Source organism: Massilia sp. LXY-5 (assembly GCF_059801075.1).
In genome coordinates, this window is sequence record NZ_JBNNEH010000002.1 from 53,366 (window position 1) to 70,838 (window position 17,473).

Consider the following 17,473-nt stretch of genomic DNA (forward strand, 5'->3'; position numbering starts at 1 on the left):
AATCAGCCCGGAGGCGGCATGATCGGCAAACTCGACAACTACCTACGCTTCAACGAAACCGCGCTCTCCCTGCGAGCCCAGCGCCAGGAACTGATCGCGTCCAACATCGCCAATGCCGACACGCCGAACTTCAAGGCGCGCGACATCGACTTCGCCAGCGCCATGCAGGGCGCGCTCGCCAAGGCGAACCCGGCCGCGGCGAATCCGCTGGCCGCCACCAACAAAGGCCACATCCAGCCCGCCGCCGACGGTAAAGCGCTGCCGGACGGCACGCCTGTCTTGTACCGCGGCGTGGTGCAGGGGGCAGTCGACGGCAATACGGTCGACATGGACGTCGAGCGCAACCAGTTCGCCGACAACGCGCTGCGCTACGAAGCGGGCATCACGATGATCAACCACCAGATCCGCGGCCTGATGGCGGCGATCCAGAACGGGCAGTAATCATGTCGCTCTTCAATATTTTCAATGTCTCCGGCTCGGCCATGAGTGCCCAGGCCCAGCGCCTGAACACGGTCGCCAGCAACCTCGCCAACGTCGACAGCGCCACCTCGAGTACCGGCGAAGCCTACCGCGCCAAGCAAGTCGTCTTCGAAGCGGTGCCGATGGCCACCGGCGGCACCGGCGTCAAGGTCAAGGAAGTCGTGAACGATCCGTCGCCTTTGAAACAGGTCTACGACCCCAAGCACCCGATGGCCGACGAAAAGGGCTATGTCTCGATGCCGAACGTGAACCCGGTGGACGAGATGGTGAACATGCTGTCGGCTTCGCGTTCCTACCAGAACAACGTCGAAACGATGAATGCGGCCAAGAGCATGCTGCTCAAAACTCTCACCCTGGGTCAATAATCACCATGTCCACCGTTAATTCCGCCACCGGCGGCAGCACCTCGATCACCGACCTGATGTCGACCATGAACGCCAAGAAGGCGGACGCGGCCGACAGCGTCCAGGCCGACACCGACAAGTTCATGACCCTGCTCGTGACGCAGCTGAAGAACCAGGATCCGCTGAACCCGCTCGACAACGCCCAGGTGACCAGCCAGCTGGCCCAGCTGCAGACCGTGACCGGCGTGAACAAGCTCAACGAAACGCTGGAAACCCTGAAGTCGAGCTACCAGTCGAGCGAATCGATGCAGGCAACCAACCTGATCGGCCACGGCGTGCTGGTCGAGGGGAACACCCTGAAGCTCACCGGCGGCAAGTCGGTCTTCGGCGTCGACCTCGCCACCGACGCCGACAACGTGCAGGTGGTCGTCACCGACCCGCGCACCGGCAAGGACGTGGCCACGATCGAGCTCGGCGCCGCCGAGGCGGGCGCCATGCCGCTGGCCTGGGACGGCAGCAGCGACAGCGTCGACGCCGCCATGCTGGCCGACGGCAAGTACAGCTTCCGCGTCGTCGCCACCCGCGGCGGCCAGCCGTTGACCGACGTGAAAGCCCTGACGCTCGACACGGTCGCCAGCGTCAGCACGAATTCGAAGGACGGCGTCAAGCTGAACCTCGCCAGTAAGGGTGCGATCACCCTGGCCGATATCCATCAAGTCCTCTAATCTGAGTTTAGGAGCATCACATGTCTTTCCAACAAGGCCTGAGCGGCTTGAACGGCGCAGCCAAATCGCTGGACGTCATCGGTAACAACATCGCCAACGCCAGCACGGTCGGCTTCAAGGGCGCCCAGGCGCAATTCGCCGACGTCTACGCCAGCTCGCTGAATGGCGCCGGCGGCGTGACGGCCGGTATCGGTACCAAGGTGTCGACGATCGCCCAGCAGTTCACGCAGGGCAATATCGAATCCTCGAACAACTCGCTCGACGTCGCCATCAACGGCCAGGGCTTCTTCCGTACCGTGTCCTCCGGCCTGGTGCAGTACACCCGCAACGGCCAGTTCTCGCTCGACAAGGACGGCTACATGACGAATGCGCAAGGCGCCAAACTGACCGGCTACAGTACCGGTCCGAACGGCGATATCCTGGCCGGCGCGCCAACGCCCGTGCAGATCAGCACCAGCGACATCAAGCCGGTCTCGACCACCAAGGTCGGGATCGAGATGAACCTCGATTCGCGCGTTGCCTCGCCAGCCGTGATGCCCTTCGACGCCACCGACCCGAACAGCTACAACAAGCAGTCGCCGGTCGACGTCTACGACACCCTGGGCAACCCGCACGTGCTGTCGACCTTCTATGTGAAGAACGGTTCCGGCACCTGGGACGTGTACGCGGCCAACGACGGCACCGAAGTGACCAACCTGAAAGTGGCCCAGGCATCGCAGGCCGACGCGGCGAGCACGGCGGCACGTGCTGCGTGGGATGCGGCGACCAAGGCCGTCCCGCCGGTGGCGGCGACGATCGCGACCGCGCTGGCCAACTATGCCAATGCGGCATCGGCCGCGGTATCGGGCGCCGCCGGTACGGCCGGCGCCGACGCCGCCACCCAGGCGGCGATCGTGGCCGCCGGCACCGACGCGGCGAAAGTGGCGGGCTACAGCCCGGACCAGGTCGACAAGGCGATCATGGCCTCGGTCAAGGTGCCCGCGATCCCGGTCGGCACCCTGCGCTTCGACGAAAACGGCGCCCTGAACGCCGCGACCACGGCCAACGGCGGCAAGTTCGGCATCGACCTGCCGATCTACCCGTCGACCGGTTCCGAGCCGACCCAGACGATGGAAATTGCCTTCACCGGCACCACGCAATACGGCACCGCGACCAGCGACAAGAAGCTGGTCCAGGACGGCTACACGGCCGGCCACCTGCAGCGCTTTTCGATCGGTAAAGAGGGCATCATCCTCGGCCAGTACAGTAACGGCCAATCGAAGCCGCTGGGGCAGGTCGTGCTGGCGAACTTCGCCAACAGCAATGGCCTGGAACCGCTCGGCAACAACGCCTGGGCCGAATCGGCCAATTCCGGCACGCCGCTGATTGGCACCCCGAATTCGGGCAGCTTCGGCGTGATGCAATCGTCGGCGGTCGAGACTTCGAACGTCGACCTGACGGCGGAACTGGTCAACATGATCACCGCGCAACGCGTGTACCAGGCGAATGCGCAGACGATCAAGACGCAGGATTCGGTGTTGCAGACCCTGGTGAGCATGCGTTAATCGTTGAAATGAGTTCGCCGGCGTCAACCGGTGAACGCGTGGGCACGGAGTGCCCACCCTACCTTACTTGCTACGAACGGTGGTGCACCGTAGGGTGGGCTCTGGAGCCCACGCGTGGATACAGCAGCAAGTCGAAACGCATCGCCCGGACACGAGACGAAGGAAACAATCAATGGATCGCTTAATCTACACCGCCGCCTCCGGCGCCAAGCACATCCTCGAGCAGCAGGCCACGACCTCGAACAACATGGCCAACCTGAACACCACAGGTTTCCGTGCCCAGCTCGACACCTTCCGCGCCGTGCCGGTGCAAAGCGAAGGCCTGCCGACGCGCGCCTTCGTCGTCAATAACACCGTCGGCGCCGATTTCAACGCAGGCCCGCTGCAAGTGACGGGCCGCGACCTCGACGTCGCCATCAAGGGCCCGGGCTGGATCGCCGTGCAGAACGCCGACGGCAGCGAAGCCTACACGCGCAACGGCGCCCTGCAGATGAGCCCGAACGGCGTGCTGACCACCACCTCCGGCCAGACCATCGCGGGCGAGGGCGGTCCGATCACGATCCCGCCGGACGTGACGGTCACGGTCGGCGGCGACGGCACGATTTCCACGGTGTCGAATGCCGAACGTCCGGCCGCGCCGGTGATCCTGGGCCGCATCAAGCTGGTGAACCCGCCTGAAAAGGACCTGGTGCGCGGCGACGACGGCCTGTTCCGCCTGAAGGATGGCGCCCCGGCCCAGCCGGACGCGGGCGTGCGCGTCGCGGGCGGCGCCCTGGAAGGCAGCAACGTGAATGCAGTCGATGCCATGGTGTCAATGATCGGTCTCGCGCGCTCCTTCGAGACGCAAATGAGCCTGATGAAGAACGCCGAGAATAACGCCGCGAAAGCCAGTCAGATCCTTGCTTTGACTTAACTGTTTCTCCAGCATAATTCTCCTATACGCGGCGGCTCTCGGTCGCCAATAGGAGAAAACCATGATTCGTTCGCTGTATATCGCCAAGACCGGCCTCGAGGCGCAGCAGACCAACCTCGACGTCATCACCAACAACCTCGCCAACGTCAGCACCAACGGCTTCAAGCGTTCGCGTGCGGTGTTCGAGGACCTGCTGTACCAGACCGTGCGCCAGCCCGGTGCCCAATCCTCGCAGCAAACCAACCTGCCTTCCGGCCTGCAGCTCGGCACCGGTGTGCGCGCCGTCTCGACCGAACGCATCTTCACCCAGGGTAATCCCCAGCAGACGGGCAACTCGAAGGACGTGATGGTCAACGGCGCCGGTTTCTTCCCGGTTCTCCTGCCCGACGGCACCCAGGCCTATACCCGCGACGGCTCCTTCCAGACCGATGCCAACGGCACGCTCGTGACGTCCAGCGGCTATCCGGTGCAGCCGCCGATCACCGTGCCGGCGAACGCCGAGTCGATCACGGTCGGCCGCGACGGCACCGTGTCCATCAAGACCGCCGGCAGCACCGCGACGACCCAGATCGGCAACCTGCAGCTGATGACCTTCATCAACCCGGCCGGGCTGGAGTCGAAAGGCGAGAACCTGTACATGGAAACGACCGCCTCCGGCAACCCGAACGCGAACACCCCGGGCACCAACGGCGCCGGCGTCCTGATGCAGGGCTTTGTGGAAACCTCGAACGTCAACGTGGTCGAGGAAATGGTCAACATGATCCAGACCCAGCGCGCCTACGAGATCAACAGCAAGGCGATCACGACCTCCGACCAGATGCTGCAGAAATTGTCCCAGTTATGAAAACGCTTCTTTTCTCGCTGATCGTGGCCGGGTTGGCGTCCATTCTTGGCGGCTGCGCCGTCACGCCGAGCACCATCGTGCAGGAAACGCGCAGCGCGCGTCCGGCCCTGGCCGAAGTCGCGCCGCCGACCGACGGCGCCATCTACAACGCGGCGAAATACCGTCCCATGTTCGAAGACCGCCGCGCGCGCCAGATCGGCGACCTCTTGACCATCAACATCGTCGAAAAGACCTCGGCCAACAAGGCCGGCACCAGCTCGGGCAACAAGTCGGGCAGCGCCAAGTTCGGTTTGCCGGGCCCGCTGCAGTCGAAGCTGGGCGCGAACGTCGCCACCGAAGGCGGCATCAAGTTTGCCGACGGCGACAACCAGAGCGCCAGCAACGCCTTCACCGGCACCATCGGCGTCACCGTCACCGAGGTGCTCTCGAACGGCAACCTGATCGTCGCCGGCGAGAAGCAGGTCGCGATGAACAAGGGCATCGAGTTCATCCGCTTCTCCGGCATGGTCAGCCCCGACACGATCCAGAACGGCAATATCGTGTCCTCGACGGTTGTCGCCGATGCGCGCGTCGAGTACCGCACCAACAGCCGTATCGACCGCGCCGAAGTCAATTCGATGATGTCGCGTTTCTTCCAGTCGTTGCTGCCGTTCTAAATCAAGGATTCGTCATGCGTTTCAAGTTCCCGCTGCTGGCCCTCTGCGCCGCCCTCGTTGCCGCTGCTCCAGCCGTTCACGCCGAGCGCCTGAAGGACATGGCCAGCATCGCCGGCGTGCGCCAGAACCAGTTGTCGGGCTACGGTCTCGTGGTCGGCCTCGACGGCACCGGCGACCAGACCAGCCAGACGCCGTTCACCGTGCAGTCGATCATCGCCATGCTCCAGCAGAAGGGCGTGAACCTGCCGCCGACCGGCCAGCTGCAACTGAAAAACGTCGCCGCCGTGATGGTCACGACCTCGCTGCCGGCCTTTGCCCAGCCGGGCCAGACGATCGACATCACGGTGTCCTCGATCGGTAACGCCAAAAGCCTGCGCGGCGGTACTTTGCTGATGACGCCGCTGCACGGCGCCGACGGCCAGGTGTATGCGATGGCCCAGGGTAACGTGCTGGTCGGCGGCGCCGGCGCCTCCGCCGGCGGCGCCCAGACGCAAGTGAATCACCTGTCGGTCGGCAAGATCTCGAGCGGCGCCACCGTCGAGAAAGCGGTCGCCTCGAACCTCGGCGAAAACAACCAGATCCGCCTGGAACTGAACCAGACCGATTTCGCCACCGCGAGCCGCGTGGTGACGGCCCTGAACGACCAGTTCGGCGTCGGCACCGCGACCGCCCTGGACGGACGCGTGATCCGCGTGCGCACCCCGGCCTCCTCGGATGCGCGCGTCAGCTTCATCGGCCTGATGGAAAACATCGACGTCAAGCCGGCCGCGGCCAGCGCGAAAGTCATCCTGAACGCCCGCACCGGTTCCGTCGTGATGAACCAGGCCGTCACGCTCGACACCTGCGCCATCTCGCACGGCAACCTGTCGGTGACGATCGGCGCCGATACGAACGTCAGCCAGCCGGCGCCGGGTTCGCGCGGCCAGACGGTGGTCACGCAAACGCCTAGCGTCGAAATCAAGAAGGATCCGGGCAAGGTGGTGCTGGTCAAGGGCGGCGCCTCGCTGGCCGAAGTGGTGAAGGCGATGAATTCGATCGGCGCCACCCCGCAAGACCTGCTGGCGATCCTGCAGGCTCTGAAGGCTGCCGGTTCGCTGCGCGCCGAACTCGAAATCATCTAAGGACGCGGCGATGCTCCCATCCCAAAACAAGGTCACCAGCGCCTTCGCACTCGACACCCAGGGCCTCGGCGACCTGAAGCGCTCGGCCAAGGCCGGCGCGCAGGAAGCCACCCGCGGTGCGGCCCAGCAGTTCGAGGCGCTGTTCATCAACCAGATGATGAAGACCATGCGCGACGCCACGCCGCAGGACGGCCTGACCGACAACCAGCAAACGAAGATGTTTACCGGGATGCTCGACCAGCAGCTGAGCCAGAATATGGCCAAGCGCGGCATGGGCCTGGCCGACGTGCTGGTGCGCCAGCTCTCGGCCCAGAACGACGCCAAGGCGCTGGCCATCGGCGGCGTCGACGGCGCGGCCGGAACCAACGGCGCCGCCAGCGCGATCGACATCCCGATGCTGCCGAACAAAGCCGCTGCCCTGAAAGGCCTGGAAGCTGCTGTCCAGACGAATGGCATCAGTGCCAGCGGCCGCACCCAGGCGCCGCACGTACGCGCCTTCCAGGAAAAGCTCGGTTCGCACGCGGCCGAAGCGGAAGCCGCGACCGGCGTTCCCGCCAAATTCATGCTCGGCCAGGCCGCACTGGAAACCGGCTGGGGCAAGCGCATGATCCGCAACAGCGACGGGAGCAACGCCAACAACTTGTTCGGCATCAAGGCCGGCCCGAACTGGAAGGGCAAGATCGCGACCGCCGTGACGACCGAATACGTAAACGGCCACGCGCGCCAGCGCGTCGAAAAATTCCGCGCCTACGACACGCCGGCCGATTCGTTCAAGGATTACGCGCGCATGCTGGCGAGTAACCCGCGCTACGAGAAAGTGCTGAACCACGCCGGCGACGCCGCGGCTTTCGCCCACGGCCTGCAGCGCGCCGGTTACGCGACCGACCCGCACTACGGGACCAAGCTGTCGAAGATTATCAAGAATTCACTGGCATGACGATCTGATAACGGAGGTGGCAAGCTATTCAAGTTTTGCCGCAGCCTGCCGTAGAAGAACATAACTCTCGAGAAAACACATGTCCGGAAACCTCCTCAGCATCGGTAAAAGTGGCTTGTTCGCGGCGCAAACGGCCCTGAGCACGACCGGCCACAACATCACCAATGCCAACGTGGAAGGCTACAGCCGCCAGGGCGTGGTGCAGGCCACCTCGACGGCGATGGAGACCGGCGTCGGTTTCACCGGCACCGGCACCAAGGTCGCCGAGATCAAGCGCTACAGCGACGATTTCCTGAATAACCAGGTGCGCACCGCCACCGCGTCGGGCTCCTCGCTGAACGCCTATTACGCCCAGATCAGCCAGATCGACAACCTGCTGGCCGACACCGAGTCGGGCCTGTCGCCGGCGATCCAGAATTTCTTCTCGGCCGTGCAGGACGTGACCGGCAACGGCGCCTCGATCCCGTCGCGCCAGGCGCTGCTGTCCTCCTCGGAAACGCTGGCGGCGAGCTTCCAGCAGATCGACGCGCGCCTGGAAGAAATCGGCGACGGCGTCAACAGCCAGATCGAAACCAACGTCAACCTGATCAACACCTACGCCAAGCAGATCGCCGAAATCAATTCGAAGATCGGCTCCTACGGCTCGATCGAGCAGCGCCAGCCGAACGACCTGCTCGACCAGCGCGACCAGCTCGTCATGGAGCTGAACAAGCACGTCAAGGCGACCGTCACGGTCGGCACCAACAATGCGCTGAACGTCTCGATCGGCAACGGCCAGCCGCTGGTCGTCGGCCAGCAGGCGTTTCAGCTCGCGACCATCAAGACGCCGACCGACCTCACGCGCGTAACGGTCGGCTATGTCACCGGCGACAAGGTGACCGCGCTGCCGGAAAACGCGGTCTCCGGCGGCGAACTGGGCGGCCTGCTCGAGTTCCGCAACGGCACCCTCGACCGCGTGCAGAATTCCATCGGCCGCCTCGCCATCGGCATGGCCTTCACCGTCAATGCCCAGCACAAGCTCGGCATCGACGGCGGCGGCCAGCAGGGCAAGGATTTCTTCGTGCAGGCACCGGCCTATGTCGCCGCGGCCGTCGACAACGCCAGCACCAGCACGGCCAAGGTCGGGGCGGTCGTCAGCGACCCGACCCAGCTGACCGACAGCGACTACAAGGTCGAGTCCGACGGCAGCAGCTTTTACGTGACCCGCCTGTCCGACAACAAGCGCACCAAGGTCGACCCGTATGACGCGAACGGCACCACCCGCACCATCGACGGCGTCGACTTCACGATTTCCGGCACTGCCGCCTCGGGCGACAACTACCTGGTGCGCCCGACCGCGTACGGCGCCTCGGGCTTCCAGCTGGCCTTGACCGACGTCGGCCAGATCGCCGCCGGCACTCCGATCGCCACCAGCGCCCCGATCGCCAACAAGGGTACCGGCCTGATCAGCGCCGGCAGCGTCAGCGCCAGTTATTTCGCGGCGCCGCCAGCGCTGCCGGTCTCGCTGAGCTATGACAGCAGCGCGGGCGGCCAGCTGACCGGCTTCCCGGCAGGCGCCACGGTCACGATGACCCTGAACGGCACGACCACCACGCACACCGGCGGCAGCGCGCCTTTCAAGGCCGGCGCCAGCTACAGTTTTTCCGGCGTTAACATCACGATGTCGGGCGTGCCCTCGAACGGCGACAGCTTCAGCATCAACGCCAACGTCGCCGGCACCGCCGACACCCGCAACATCCAGGCGCTCGGCGCCCTGCAGACCAAAAACATCTTCAACGGCGGCAGCGCGACTTACCAGTCGGCCTTTGCCCAGACCGTGAGTGCGGTCGGCAACAAGACGCGCGAAGTGCAGGTGAACGCCAGCGCCGGCGAAGCCTTGCTGAAACAGGTGCAGGGCGCGGCGTCGGACGTCTCGGGCGTGAACCTGGACGAGGAAGCGACCAATTTGCTGAAATACCAGCAGGCCTACCAGGCCGCCGGCAAGGTCATGCAGATCGCCAACACCATCTTCGACACGCTGTTGTCGATCGGACGCTAACGCGGCCCCTGGAGAATAAGAAATGCGTATCAGCACGAAAAGCATCTACGAAAACGCGACGACCCAGCTCAACACGCTGCAGTCCGGCATGGCGCGAACCCAGACCCAGCTGGCGACGAACAAGCGCATGCTGACCGCCGCCGACGATCCGATCGCCTCGGCGCGCGCGCTGGAAGTGACGCAATCGAAAACGCTCAACACCCAGTACGCGACCAACCGCGCGAATGCGAACAGCTCGCTGGCGCTGGTCGAGGGCGCGCTCAACGACGGCGGCGACCTGCTGATGGACGTGCAGACGCTGGTGGTGCAGGCCGGCAACGGCTCGCTCTCGAAGGAAGACCGCAACATGATCGCCACCGAGATCGAGGCGCGCATGCATGACCTGCTCGGCGTCGCGAACACGGCCGACGGTACGGGCGGCTACCTGTTTTCGGGCTACCGCGGCACCACGATCCCGTTCATCCAGACCGACACCGGCGCGACTTACCAGGGTGACCAGGGCCAGCGCAAGCTGCAGGTCGGCTCCTCGCGTTCGATCGCGATCAGCGACTCGGGCAGCGCGATCTTCGAGAACAACCGCACCGGCAACGGCAGCTACCAGACCGTGATGGTCGACGGCAACCAGGGCGGGGCGATCGCCGCCACCGGCGCGGTCTCCGACCCCACCAAGCTCACCGGCCACAACTACACGCTCGAATTCAAGGTCGCCGGCACCCCGGCCGTGACCACGTATTCCGTCACCGACACCAGCACCTCGCCGGCCAGCGCAGTCCTTTCCGACGAACCTTACGTGAGCGGCAAGCAGATCACCTTCGACGGCACCTCGTTCTCGATCCATGGCGAGCCGGCCAACGGCGACAAGTTCGAGGTCAAGCCAAGCGAAAAGGAATCGATCTTCACCACCATGACCACATTGGTCAAGGCGCTGCGCGATTCCGGCGACGACACCACCTCCCGCGCCACGCTGTCGAACAAGCTCAACACCGCCAGCGAAGGCCTGAAATCCTCGCTCGACAACATCCTGACGGTGCGCGCCTCGGTGGGTTCGCGCATGAAGGAACTCGACTACCTCGACAGCTCGGGTTCCGACCTCGGCATCCAGTACGACGGCACGCTGTCGAAGCTGCAGGACCTCGATATCGTGAAGGCGATTTCGCAGTATGCGACCCAGCAGACGACCCTGGAGGCGGCGCAGAAGTCGTTCAAGACGATGTCGGGTTTGTCGCTGTTCAATTACATCGGCTGATTGTCGCAGGTGGCGTTGAGGCCAATGGCCTCATGCCAGCCAGTCAGGCTCAAACTGGTCCGGGCCGGCTCCACACCAGCACCCCGTTGCGCACTACTTCCCGCACCCGGTGATACGGCACCATGCGCGCCTCGCCGTCGCCGCCGATCAGGTCGAATCCGAAATGCTGGCCGCGTTCCAGCCGGATGCGTTCGAACGAGACGCGCACCACGCGCTGACAGACCCGGTCGTAATAGCCGATGACGAAGTGGGCGTTGCCGAATTCGGTATCCCAGACGATGCGGTTGATGACTTCGTGGATGGGCGTCATTGCCGCTCGGGTCGCTTCAGCCAGGGCAGGCCGCAAGCGGCATGCTCAACGGCCGCTCCAGCAATTGCGCAATCTCGTCGGCGGCGGACGGACGACCAAAGACGTCGCCCTGCGCGGCATCGCAGCCCATGGCCTGCAAATCGGCCAGCCGTTCCTGCGTGTCGACCGCTTCGGCGATGACGCGCAGGTGCAGCCGGTGGGCCAGGTGGACGATCGATTCGGCCAGGGCCCAGGCAGCGTCGTCGCGCTGCGGCTGTCCGAGCCGCTCGACGCAGGCGCTGCCCAGCTTGAGCGCGTCCACCGGCAGCGCCGCCAGGTAGCGCAGGCGGGCGGCGCCGAGCCCGAAGTCGTCGATGCAGACGCGCACGCCGGCGCGGCGCACCCTGCCCAGGACGGCCTCGTGCAACAACTGCTCGCCGGCCAGCGCGGCTTCGCCGATCTGCAGTTCGAGGCAGGGAGGATCGATGCCGGTGTCCCTGACGATCGCCAGGATGCGCTCGGCCACGCCCGGATGCGCGAGCTGCCGGACCGACAGCTTCAGCGCGGTCCGCACAGGCGGCAGGCCGGCCGCGCGCCAGGCGGCGTTCTGCATGCAGGCGCTGCGCAAGGCCCATTCGCCGATCGGATCGGCCAGGCCGGTTTCCTCGGCGAGCGGCATGAACCGCGCCGCCTCGAGCGGGCCCAGCTGCGGGTGCGCCCAGCGGACCAGGGCTTCGACGCCCACGACTTCGCCGCTGCCGAGGTCGACCTGCGGCTGGTAGGCGAGTTGCAGCTGCTGCGCGCCGAGTGCCTCGCGCAGGCCGTCCTTCAGGGTTTGCCGCTCGTCGGGCGCCGGGATGGCATCCAGCACATACATCTGGAACTTGTTGCCGCCCCAGTTGCGCGCACGGGTCATGGCGAGCCCGGCACGCTCGAGCAGCGCGTCCATGTCGCAGCCCGGCGCAGGGAACATGGCGATGCCGATGCTCAGGCTGACAGCACATTCGCGCTCGCCCACGAGCAGCGGGAAGGCGAAGCGGTTCAGGATCCTCTGCGCCGCCTGCTGCGCTTCCCCCGCATTGTTCAGGTCCTCCAGGATGATGATGAACTGGTCGCCGCTCCAGCGGACCAGCGTGTCCGCCGCGTGCAGGCAGGAGCGCACCTGCGCGGCAACCTGCACCAGCGCCGCATCGCCTCCTTCGACGCCGAAGCCGGCGTTGATCTCCCCGAGCTCGTTCAGGTTCAGCAGCATCAGGCCGACCGGGCGCCCGTTGCGCAAGGCACGCGCCATCGCATGGCCGAGGCGGTCGCGCAGGACGCGCCGGCTGAGCAGGCCCGTCAGGGCGTCGATCCGGGTGCTGTCGAACAGCTCGGGTGCCGCGCTGTACTCGCTGGGCTCGGGACGCTGCCCATATCCAACCACGCGGTTACGTGCCCCGCATGTGGCCTGGTACAGGGCTTCGTCGGCGCGCGCCAGCGTCTGGCCGATCGATTCGCCCGGCCGCAGCTCGGCAACGCCGGCCGAGACCGTGACGGCGAGCTCCGGCGCGATGCCTGCGAAACCCGTGAAGCGCAGCCCCTGCACGCACTGGCGTACCTGTTCGGCCAGCACAAGCGCGGCTTCCTGCGTCGTCCCCGGCAGTATCAGCAGCAGTTGCGCGGCGCCGTAGCGGCCGAAGGAGTCGGTGTCGCGCAGGTGGCCGCGGGCGCAAGACGCGACCTCATGCAGGACCAGATCGCCCGCGGCCTGGCCATGGGCCGCGTTGATGGCCCTGAAATGGTCGATCTCGAGCAGGCACAGGCTGAAGGTCGACCCCTTGGCGGCCGCGATCTGCCGTTCTTCCTGGAGCAGCCGCATCGTGTGGCCGCGCTTGTGGCTGCCGGTAACGCCATCCCGGACCGCGACTGCGCGCACGAAATCGAGTGCATGCTGGAGCTTGACGAAACCCTCGACCCTGGTCACGTCGAGCAACAGCGCGAAGAACACGATGACGATGTACAGGCCGAAGTCGCACAGGACGTACAACAGCTCCATGTCCTGGATCGGGTGTGTCGGCAGCGGGATGCCCAGCAGCGGCAAGGCATAGATGAAAACGATCGTGGTGCAGGTAAGGCCGAGCCAGAACATGCCGGTGGCGAAGCCGCCGAGGAAGATGGCGACCATCGGCGGAATGACCATCCAGCCGGCGGTCGGCGCCGACACGCCGCCCATCGCATAGGTCAGCCAGCTGAAATTGAAGAACACCGCGCACAGGAAGACTTCGCGCCCGACCACGATGCTTTTGGTGGCGCGCATCAGGAAAGGCGCGGCAAACATGCCCAGGCAACAGGTCAGGATGACCCTGGCCGCCGCGCTGTAGCCCAGCGCATCGTAGGTGTAGGCATACAGGGGACCCGAGAGGGCAGCCATGACGACGGCATTGATCACGTTCTGCGCGCGGGTCAGGGTCGCGGCGTCCTTGCGGACCTCCGGGGGAATGAACCACTGAATTGCAGCGACGTAGCGGGTGATGTAGCGGGTGAAGAAGCGGGTGCCGAAGTTCATGTGTTTTTTTTAAATGCTGTGATGTCTCCGTTTTCTACCGACGCAAAAGTGAAAATATTGTCAGACGGAAGCGATCCGGGATCGTAGCATGGCGCCCAAGCCTTGTGCATACAGAAGTTGAACGCGGCGCTAGCCCCGCAGCCGCGCATCGCTGCAGACCAGTTCCTCGAGCGAGTGCTGCGACAGGGCCGGGCTGAAATAATAGCCCTGCATCTGGTCGCATTCGTGGGCGCGCAGGAAGGTCAGTTGTTCCAGCGTTTCCACACCCTCGGCAATGACCTTGAGCTTCAGGCTGTGCCCCAGCGCGATGATCGCGCGCGTAATCACGGCGTGGCCGTCGTGGCTGACTTCGCCTAGGAAGGAACGGTCGATCTTGATGTAGTCGACCGGGAATTTCTGCAGGTGGGACAGGCTCGAATAGCCGGTGCCGAAGTCGTCGATCGACAGGCGCACGCCCAGGGCTTTCAGTTCGGCCAGCGCTTCCATCGCTTCCTCGGGCTGGTCCATCAGCTGGCTTTCCGTCACTTCCAGTTCCAGGTTGCGCGGATCGACCTCCATGCGCTTGAGCGTGCGCGCCAGCCCTGCTGCGAACTGACGCTGCCGCAATTGGCGCGCCGACAGGTTCACGGAGATCACGAAATCGCGGACGCCGAGCTTGTCGAGCGCCTTGAGGGCGCCGCAGGCTTCCACGATCACCCATTCGCCCAGAGGCACGATGAGGCCGGTTTCTTCGGCGACCGGGATGAATTCATCCGGCGGCACCATTCCGTTTTCCGGATGGTTCCAGCGCACCAGCGCTTCCGCGCCGACCACTTTGCCGGTGCGCAGGTCGACCTTCGGCTGGTAGCCGAGTACCATTTCATGGTTGCCGATGGCCCGCGACAGGCTGGCTTCGAGCATCAGGTGCTGGTGCACGGCCTGGTTGAGTTCGACGGAATAAAACTGGCAATTGTTCTTGCCCATGGCCTTGGCGTGGTACATCGCCGCGTCGGCCGCGCGCATGACGCGGTCGACCGTGTCGCCGTCGTGCGGGAAGCGGGAGACGCCGATGCTGGTACTGGGCAGGATGTCGCGCCCGGCCACGGTAATCGGCGCATTGACGTGCTGGCGGATGCGCTCGATGAGGTCGGCCAGCTGTTCGTTGCCCGGCTGATTATTGATGACCAGCACGAATTCATCGCCCCCGACGCGCGCCACGGTGTCGTTGTCGCGCACGCTTTCCTTGAGGCGGCTGGCGGTGGCGCGCAGCACGGCGTCGCCGGCATCATGGCCGAAGTTGTCGTTGATGTGCTTGAAGTTGTCGAGGTCGAGAAAGGCCAGCGCGCCCAGCACATTGTTGCGCACGGCGAAGTCGATCGAGAATTTCAGTTCGTCCTGTAGCAGCGTGCGGTTCGCCAGGCCCGTCAGCGGATCGTGGTGGGCCATGTGGTGCAGGCGGCGCTCATAATGGCGCGCTTCGGTGATGTCGTTGATGACGCCGACGAAATGGGTCACTTCGCCATCGATATTGCTGACCGGATCGATCCGCAGATCGTTCCAGAACACTTCGCCATTCTTTCTCGCATTGCGCAGGATGACCTGCACGCTTTCCTTTTTCCTCAGCGCCTCCTGGATGCGCTGGTGTTCGTGCACGTCGCAGCCTTCGATGCGCATGAAGCTCGGGTCGCGGCCCTTGATTTCGGCCAGCGTATAGCCGGTCATCTGCTCGAAGGCCGGGTTCACGTATTCGATTGCGTTCTTGCCGTGCTCGCAGCAGGTGATGACGATGGCGTTCACGCTCGAATAGATGGCGCGCTCGCGCACCCGCAAGCCTTGCTCGGTCTGCTTGCGGGCGGTGATGTCGAGACCCGTGCCGAAGATGACGGGCAGTTCGCCCAGGCTAGTGCGAGCGCAGTGGAACAGCAGGCTCGTGCGTTTGCCGTGCTTGCCGATCAACTCCGCCTCATGCGAGGAGTGGCCTTGTTCGAAGGCATCGAGCATCTTCCGCACGATCTCGGGCCTTTGCTTTTCGTCGAAGAAGTACTGAACATCGCAGGTCGGCAATTCCTCGCTCGTCATTTCCAGCGCGTTTTCCAGCTGGTGGTTCCACAGGAGCAAATGACCGCTCTGGTCGATGACGTAGAACACGCAGGGCAGGCCTTCGATGATGTCGGCCGTCTGCAAATCCTGGATCAGCGCATAGCGCGGCGGGACCAGGCCGGCGCGCGGAATGACGATCACGCTGAAGGTGCCGGGCTGGTCCGGATCGAGCGATTGCGGAGCGATCGTGATGCGTACCGGCAGGCGGCGGCCGTCGGCGCAGCACAGCTGGCCAGTCGAATCGAACTCGACCCGCGCGGCGATCGTCAGCGGCGGCTCGCCGATGAAGTCGAACTCGACGATCTCGCCCAGCGTCTTGCTACGGATGTCCGCCGCGGTATAGCCCGCGAGCTTTTCGCAGGCCTTGTTCCAGCTGGCGATGGCGCCGTCGGCGTCGACGACGAAGACGGCGAGTGGTAACGGTGAAAGATTCAACGCGTTCTCCGGACGTGGCTTGCCATGACTTGCGTAGCTGAAAAATCAGGCATCCTGCATGCATGATAGTCCAGTGCGCGATCATGAGCGAGCGAAATTCACTTGGAGATTTAGCACAGGAAAACGTGATCCTGTGCAAAGCCGCGAGGCGCGAACTTACTGCGAAGCGGGCACCGGCCGCTGCGGCGCGAGCGCGGGCGGCACGCGTTCCGCGGCAGCGCGCGGAATCCGGCGCCCGGCCTCGATGCCCTCGTTGAACAGGTTCTGGATCGGCGTGTTCAGGTAGGGTAATGCAACGCTCAGGGTCAGCATGCCGACGCCGAGCGTGATCGGAAAGCCGATGCCGAAGATGTTCAGCTGGGGCGCGGCGCGCGTCAGGATGCCGAGCGCGACGTTGGTGATGAGCAGGGCGGCGATGATCGGCAGCGAAATCTGCAGGCCGGCCGAGAAGATGCGGCTGCCCAGGCGCGCCAGTTCGAGCGGTGCGGCGAGCGAGATCGGCGTGGCGGAGATCGGCAGGCTGATAAAGCTTTCCGACAGCGCCGCCAGCAGCACCAGGTGGGCGTTGACGGCAAGAAAAGCCATCGTCGCCACCATCGACAGGAACTGGCTGATTGCGGCCGAGCGGCCTTGGGTAGTGGGGTCGAAGAAGGAAGCGAAACCGAAACCCATGGTCGAACTGGCCAGTTCGCCGGCATACTCGATGGCCGCGAACACGAGGCGCATCGAAAAGCCCATCGCGGCGCCGACCAGCATTTCCTGCACCAGGATCAGCAAGCCCGCATACGACATCGGGTCGACTGCGGGCACGGCGGGCACGGTGGGCGCGATGATCAGCGCCAGCAGCACGCCGAGGATAAGCTTGACCTGGTTCGGCACGCTGGCGTGGCCGAACAGCGGGGCGGACGCGATCATGCCGAGGATGCGCGTGAGCGGCCACAGCAGGCCTGCGATCCAGGCGTTGATCTCGACCGAGGTGAGCGTCAGCACAGCGAGGAGCCGATTAGCCGACCATGTTCGGGATGCCGGTGAACACTTGCCGCATGTAATCGAGCATCACGGACAGCATCCAGGGACCGGCAACCACCAGGGCCACGAACACGCCGACCAGTTTCGGGATGAAGGAGAGGGTCGCTTCGTTGATCTGGGTGGCAGCCTGGAAAATACTGACGATCAAACCGATAATCAGGGCGACCAGCAGCAGCGGCGCCGACACCAGCAGCGTGATTTCCATGGCCGTGCGGCCCATCGTCATAACGGTTTCCGGCGTCATCGCG

Annotated in this window: 16 protein-coding genes; 11 read left to right on the forward strand and 5 right to left on the reverse strand. The window is 64.8% G+C overall.

What is annotated here, in order from left to right:
* Positions 1–18 precede the first annotated feature (18 nt).
* The 11 genes from flgB to flgL all read left to right on the forward strand — a co-directional run bounded on the left by flgB (position 19) and on the right by flgL (position 10,848).
* Positions 19–441, forward strand: a complete 423-nt coding sequence (gene flgB / locus ACI48I_RS03695; protein WP_193688692.1) for a flagellar basal body rod protein FlgB — start codon at positions 19–21, stop codon at positions 439–441.
* 2 nt (positions 442–443) lie between these two features.
* On the forward strand, positions 444–845 hold the full coding sequence (gene flgC, locus ACI48I_RS03700) for a flagellar basal body rod protein FlgC (protein WP_498573367.1): 402 nt from the start codon (positions 444–446) through the stop codon (positions 843–845).
* Between the two features lie 5 nt (positions 846–850).
* Entirely contained in the window at positions 851–1,549 is a 699-nt protein-coding gene (locus tag ACI48I_RS03705; protein WP_193688694.1) for a flagellar hook assembly protein FlgD, read from the forward strand.
* A 20-nt stretch (positions 1,550–1,569) separates the two neighbouring features.
* Complete coding sequence (locus tag ACI48I_RS03710; protein WP_193688695.1) at positions 1,570–3,093, forward strand: flagellar hook protein FlgE; 1,524 nt, start codon at positions 1,570–1,572, stop codon at positions 3,091–3,093.
* A gap of 172 nt (positions 3,094–3,265) precedes the next feature.
* A complete protein-coding gene (gene flgF, locus ACI48I_RS03715) occupies positions 3,266–4,006 on the forward strand; it encodes a flagellar basal-body rod protein FlgF (protein ID WP_193688696.1) in 741 nt (246 codons plus the stop codon).
* A gap of 61 nt (positions 4,007–4,067) precedes the next feature.
* The gene (gene flgG / locus ACI48I_RS03720; protein WP_193688697.1) at positions 4,068–4,850 is read left to right on the forward strand and encodes a flagellar basal-body rod protein FlgG; all 783 of its coding nucleotides are present in this window, start codon (positions 4,068–4,070) and stop codon (positions 4,848–4,850) included.
* Positions 4,847–5,506 carry a flagellar basal body L-ring protein FlgH gene (locus ACI48I_RS03725; protein ID WP_498573368.1) on the forward strand — a complete coding sequence of 220 codons (660 nt, stop codon included), beginning with the start codon at positions 4,847–4,849 and terminating at the stop codon, positions 5,504–5,506. The genes flgG and ACI48I_RS03725 overlap by 4 nt, the downstream gene beginning before the upstream one ends.
* 14 nt (positions 5,507–5,520) lie before the next feature.
* Positions 5,521–6,627 (forward strand): flagellar basal body P-ring protein FlgI, encoded by a 1,107-nt coding sequence (locus ACI48I_RS03730; RefSeq protein ID WP_498573369.1) that lies wholly within the window; start codon positions 5,521–5,523, stop codon positions 6,625–6,627.
* Positions 6,628–6,637: 10 nt separating this feature from the next.
* Complete coding sequence (flgJ, locus tag ACI48I_RS03735; protein WP_498573370.1) at positions 6,638–7,564, forward strand: flagellar assembly peptidoglycan hydrolase FlgJ; 927 nt, start codon at positions 6,638–6,640, stop codon at positions 7,562–7,564.
* A 79-nt stretch (positions 7,565–7,643) separates the two neighbouring features.
* Positions 7,644–9,602 (forward strand): flagellar hook-associated protein FlgK, encoded by a 1,959-nt coding sequence (gene flgK / locus ACI48I_RS03740; RefSeq protein WP_498573371.1) that lies wholly within the window; start codon positions 7,644–7,646, stop codon positions 9,600–9,602.
* Between the two features lie 22 nt (positions 9,603–9,624).
* The gene (gene flgL, locus ACI48I_RS03745; protein WP_193688702.1) at positions 9,625–10,848 is read left to right on the forward strand and encodes a flagellar hook-associated protein FlgL; all 1,224 of its coding nucleotides are present in this window, start codon (positions 9,625–9,627) and stop codon (positions 10,846–10,848) included.
* Between the two features lie 49 nt (positions 10,849–10,897).
* On the opposite strand, the gene ACI48I_RS03750 is transcribed toward flgL, so the two are convergent.
* The 5 genes from ACI48I_RS03750 to fliQ form a co-directional block, all read right to left on the reverse strand.
* Complete coding sequence (locus tag ACI48I_RS03750; RefSeq protein WP_193688703.1) at positions 10,898–11,158, reverse strand: DUF504 domain-containing protein; 261 nt, start codon at positions 11,156–11,158, stop codon at positions 10,898–10,900.
* A 16-nt stretch (positions 11,159–11,174) separates the two neighbouring features.
* Entirely contained in the window at positions 11,175–13,682 is a 2,508-nt protein-coding gene (locus tag ACI48I_RS03755) for a diguanylate cyclase domain-containing protein (protein ID WP_498573372.1), read from the reverse strand.
* Between the two features lie 129 nt (positions 13,683–13,811).
* On the reverse strand, positions 13,812–16,196 hold the full coding sequence (locus ACI48I_RS03760) for a sensor domain-containing protein (protein WP_498573373.1): 2,385 nt from the start codon (positions 16,194–16,196) through the stop codon (positions 13,812–13,814).
* A 156-nt stretch (positions 16,197–16,352) separates the two neighbouring features.
* Positions 16,353–17,186, reverse strand: a complete 834-nt coding sequence (fliR, locus tag ACI48I_RS03765; RefSeq protein ID WP_193688706.1) for a flagellar biosynthetic protein FliR — start codon at positions 17,184–17,186, stop codon at positions 16,353–16,355.
* A 13-nt stretch (positions 17,187–17,199) separates the two neighbouring features.
* Positions 17,200–17,469, reverse strand: coding sequence for a flagellar biosynthesis protein FliQ (gene fliQ, locus ACI48I_RS03770; RefSeq protein WP_193688707.1), 270 nt, complete (start codon positions 17,467–17,469; stop codon positions 17,200–17,202).
* Positions 17,470–17,473 lie beyond the last annotated feature (4 nt).

Excerpts from the sequence above, each read along its gene's own strand:
- flgF (WP_193688696.1), top strand. The coding sequence starts at position 3,266 with ATGGATCGCTTAATCTACACCGCCGCCTCCGGCGCCAAGCACATCCTC.
- ACI48I_RS03755 (WP_498573372.1), bottom strand. The coding sequence starts at position 13,682 with ATGAACTTCGGCACCCGCTTCTTCACCCGCTACATCACCCGCTACGTC.
- ACI48I_RS03705 (WP_193688694.1), top strand. The coding sequence starts at position 851 with ATGTCCACCGTTAATTCCGCCACCGGCGGCAGCACCTCGATCACCGAC.
- flgC (WP_498573367.1), top strand. The coding sequence starts at position 444 with ATGTCGCTCTTCAATATTTTCAATGTCTCCGGCTCGGCCATGAGTGCC.
- flgK (WP_498573371.1), top strand. The coding sequence starts at position 7,644 with ATGTCCGGAAACCTCCTCAGCATCGGTAAAAGTGGCTTGTTCGCGGCG.
- flgB (WP_193688692.1), top strand. The coding sequence starts at position 19 with ATGATCGGCAAACTCGACAACTACCTACGCTTCAACGAAACCGCGCTC.
- ACI48I_RS03725 (WP_498573368.1), top strand. The coding sequence starts at position 4,847 with ATGAAAACGCTTCTTTTCTCGCTGATCGTGGCCGGGTTGGCGTCCATT.
- fliQ (WP_193688707.1), bottom strand. The coding sequence starts at position 17,469 with ATGACGCCGGAAACCGTTATGACGATGGGCCGCACGGCCATGGAAATC.
- ACI48I_RS03750 (WP_193688703.1), bottom strand. The coding sequence starts at position 11,158 with ATGACGCCCATCCACGAAGTCATCAACCGCATCGTCTGGGATACCGAA.
- flgG (WP_193688697.1), top strand. The coding sequence starts at position 4,068 with ATGATTCGTTCGCTGTATATCGCCAAGACCGGCCTCGAGGCGCAGCAG.
- flgL (WP_193688702.1), top strand. The coding sequence starts at position 9,625 with ATGCGTATCAGCACGAAAAGCATCTACGAAAACGCGACGACCCAGCTC.
- flgJ (WP_498573370.1), top strand. The coding sequence starts at position 6,638 with ATGCTCCCATCCCAAAACAAGGTCACCAGCGCCTTCGCACTCGACACC.
- ACI48I_RS03710 (WP_193688695.1), top strand. The coding sequence starts at position 1,570 with ATGTCTTTCCAACAAGGCCTGAGCGGCTTGAACGGCGCAGCCAAATCG.
- ACI48I_RS03730 (WP_498573369.1), top strand. The coding sequence starts at position 5,521 with ATGCGTTTCAAGTTCCCGCTGCTGGCCCTCTGCGCCGCCCTCGTTGCC.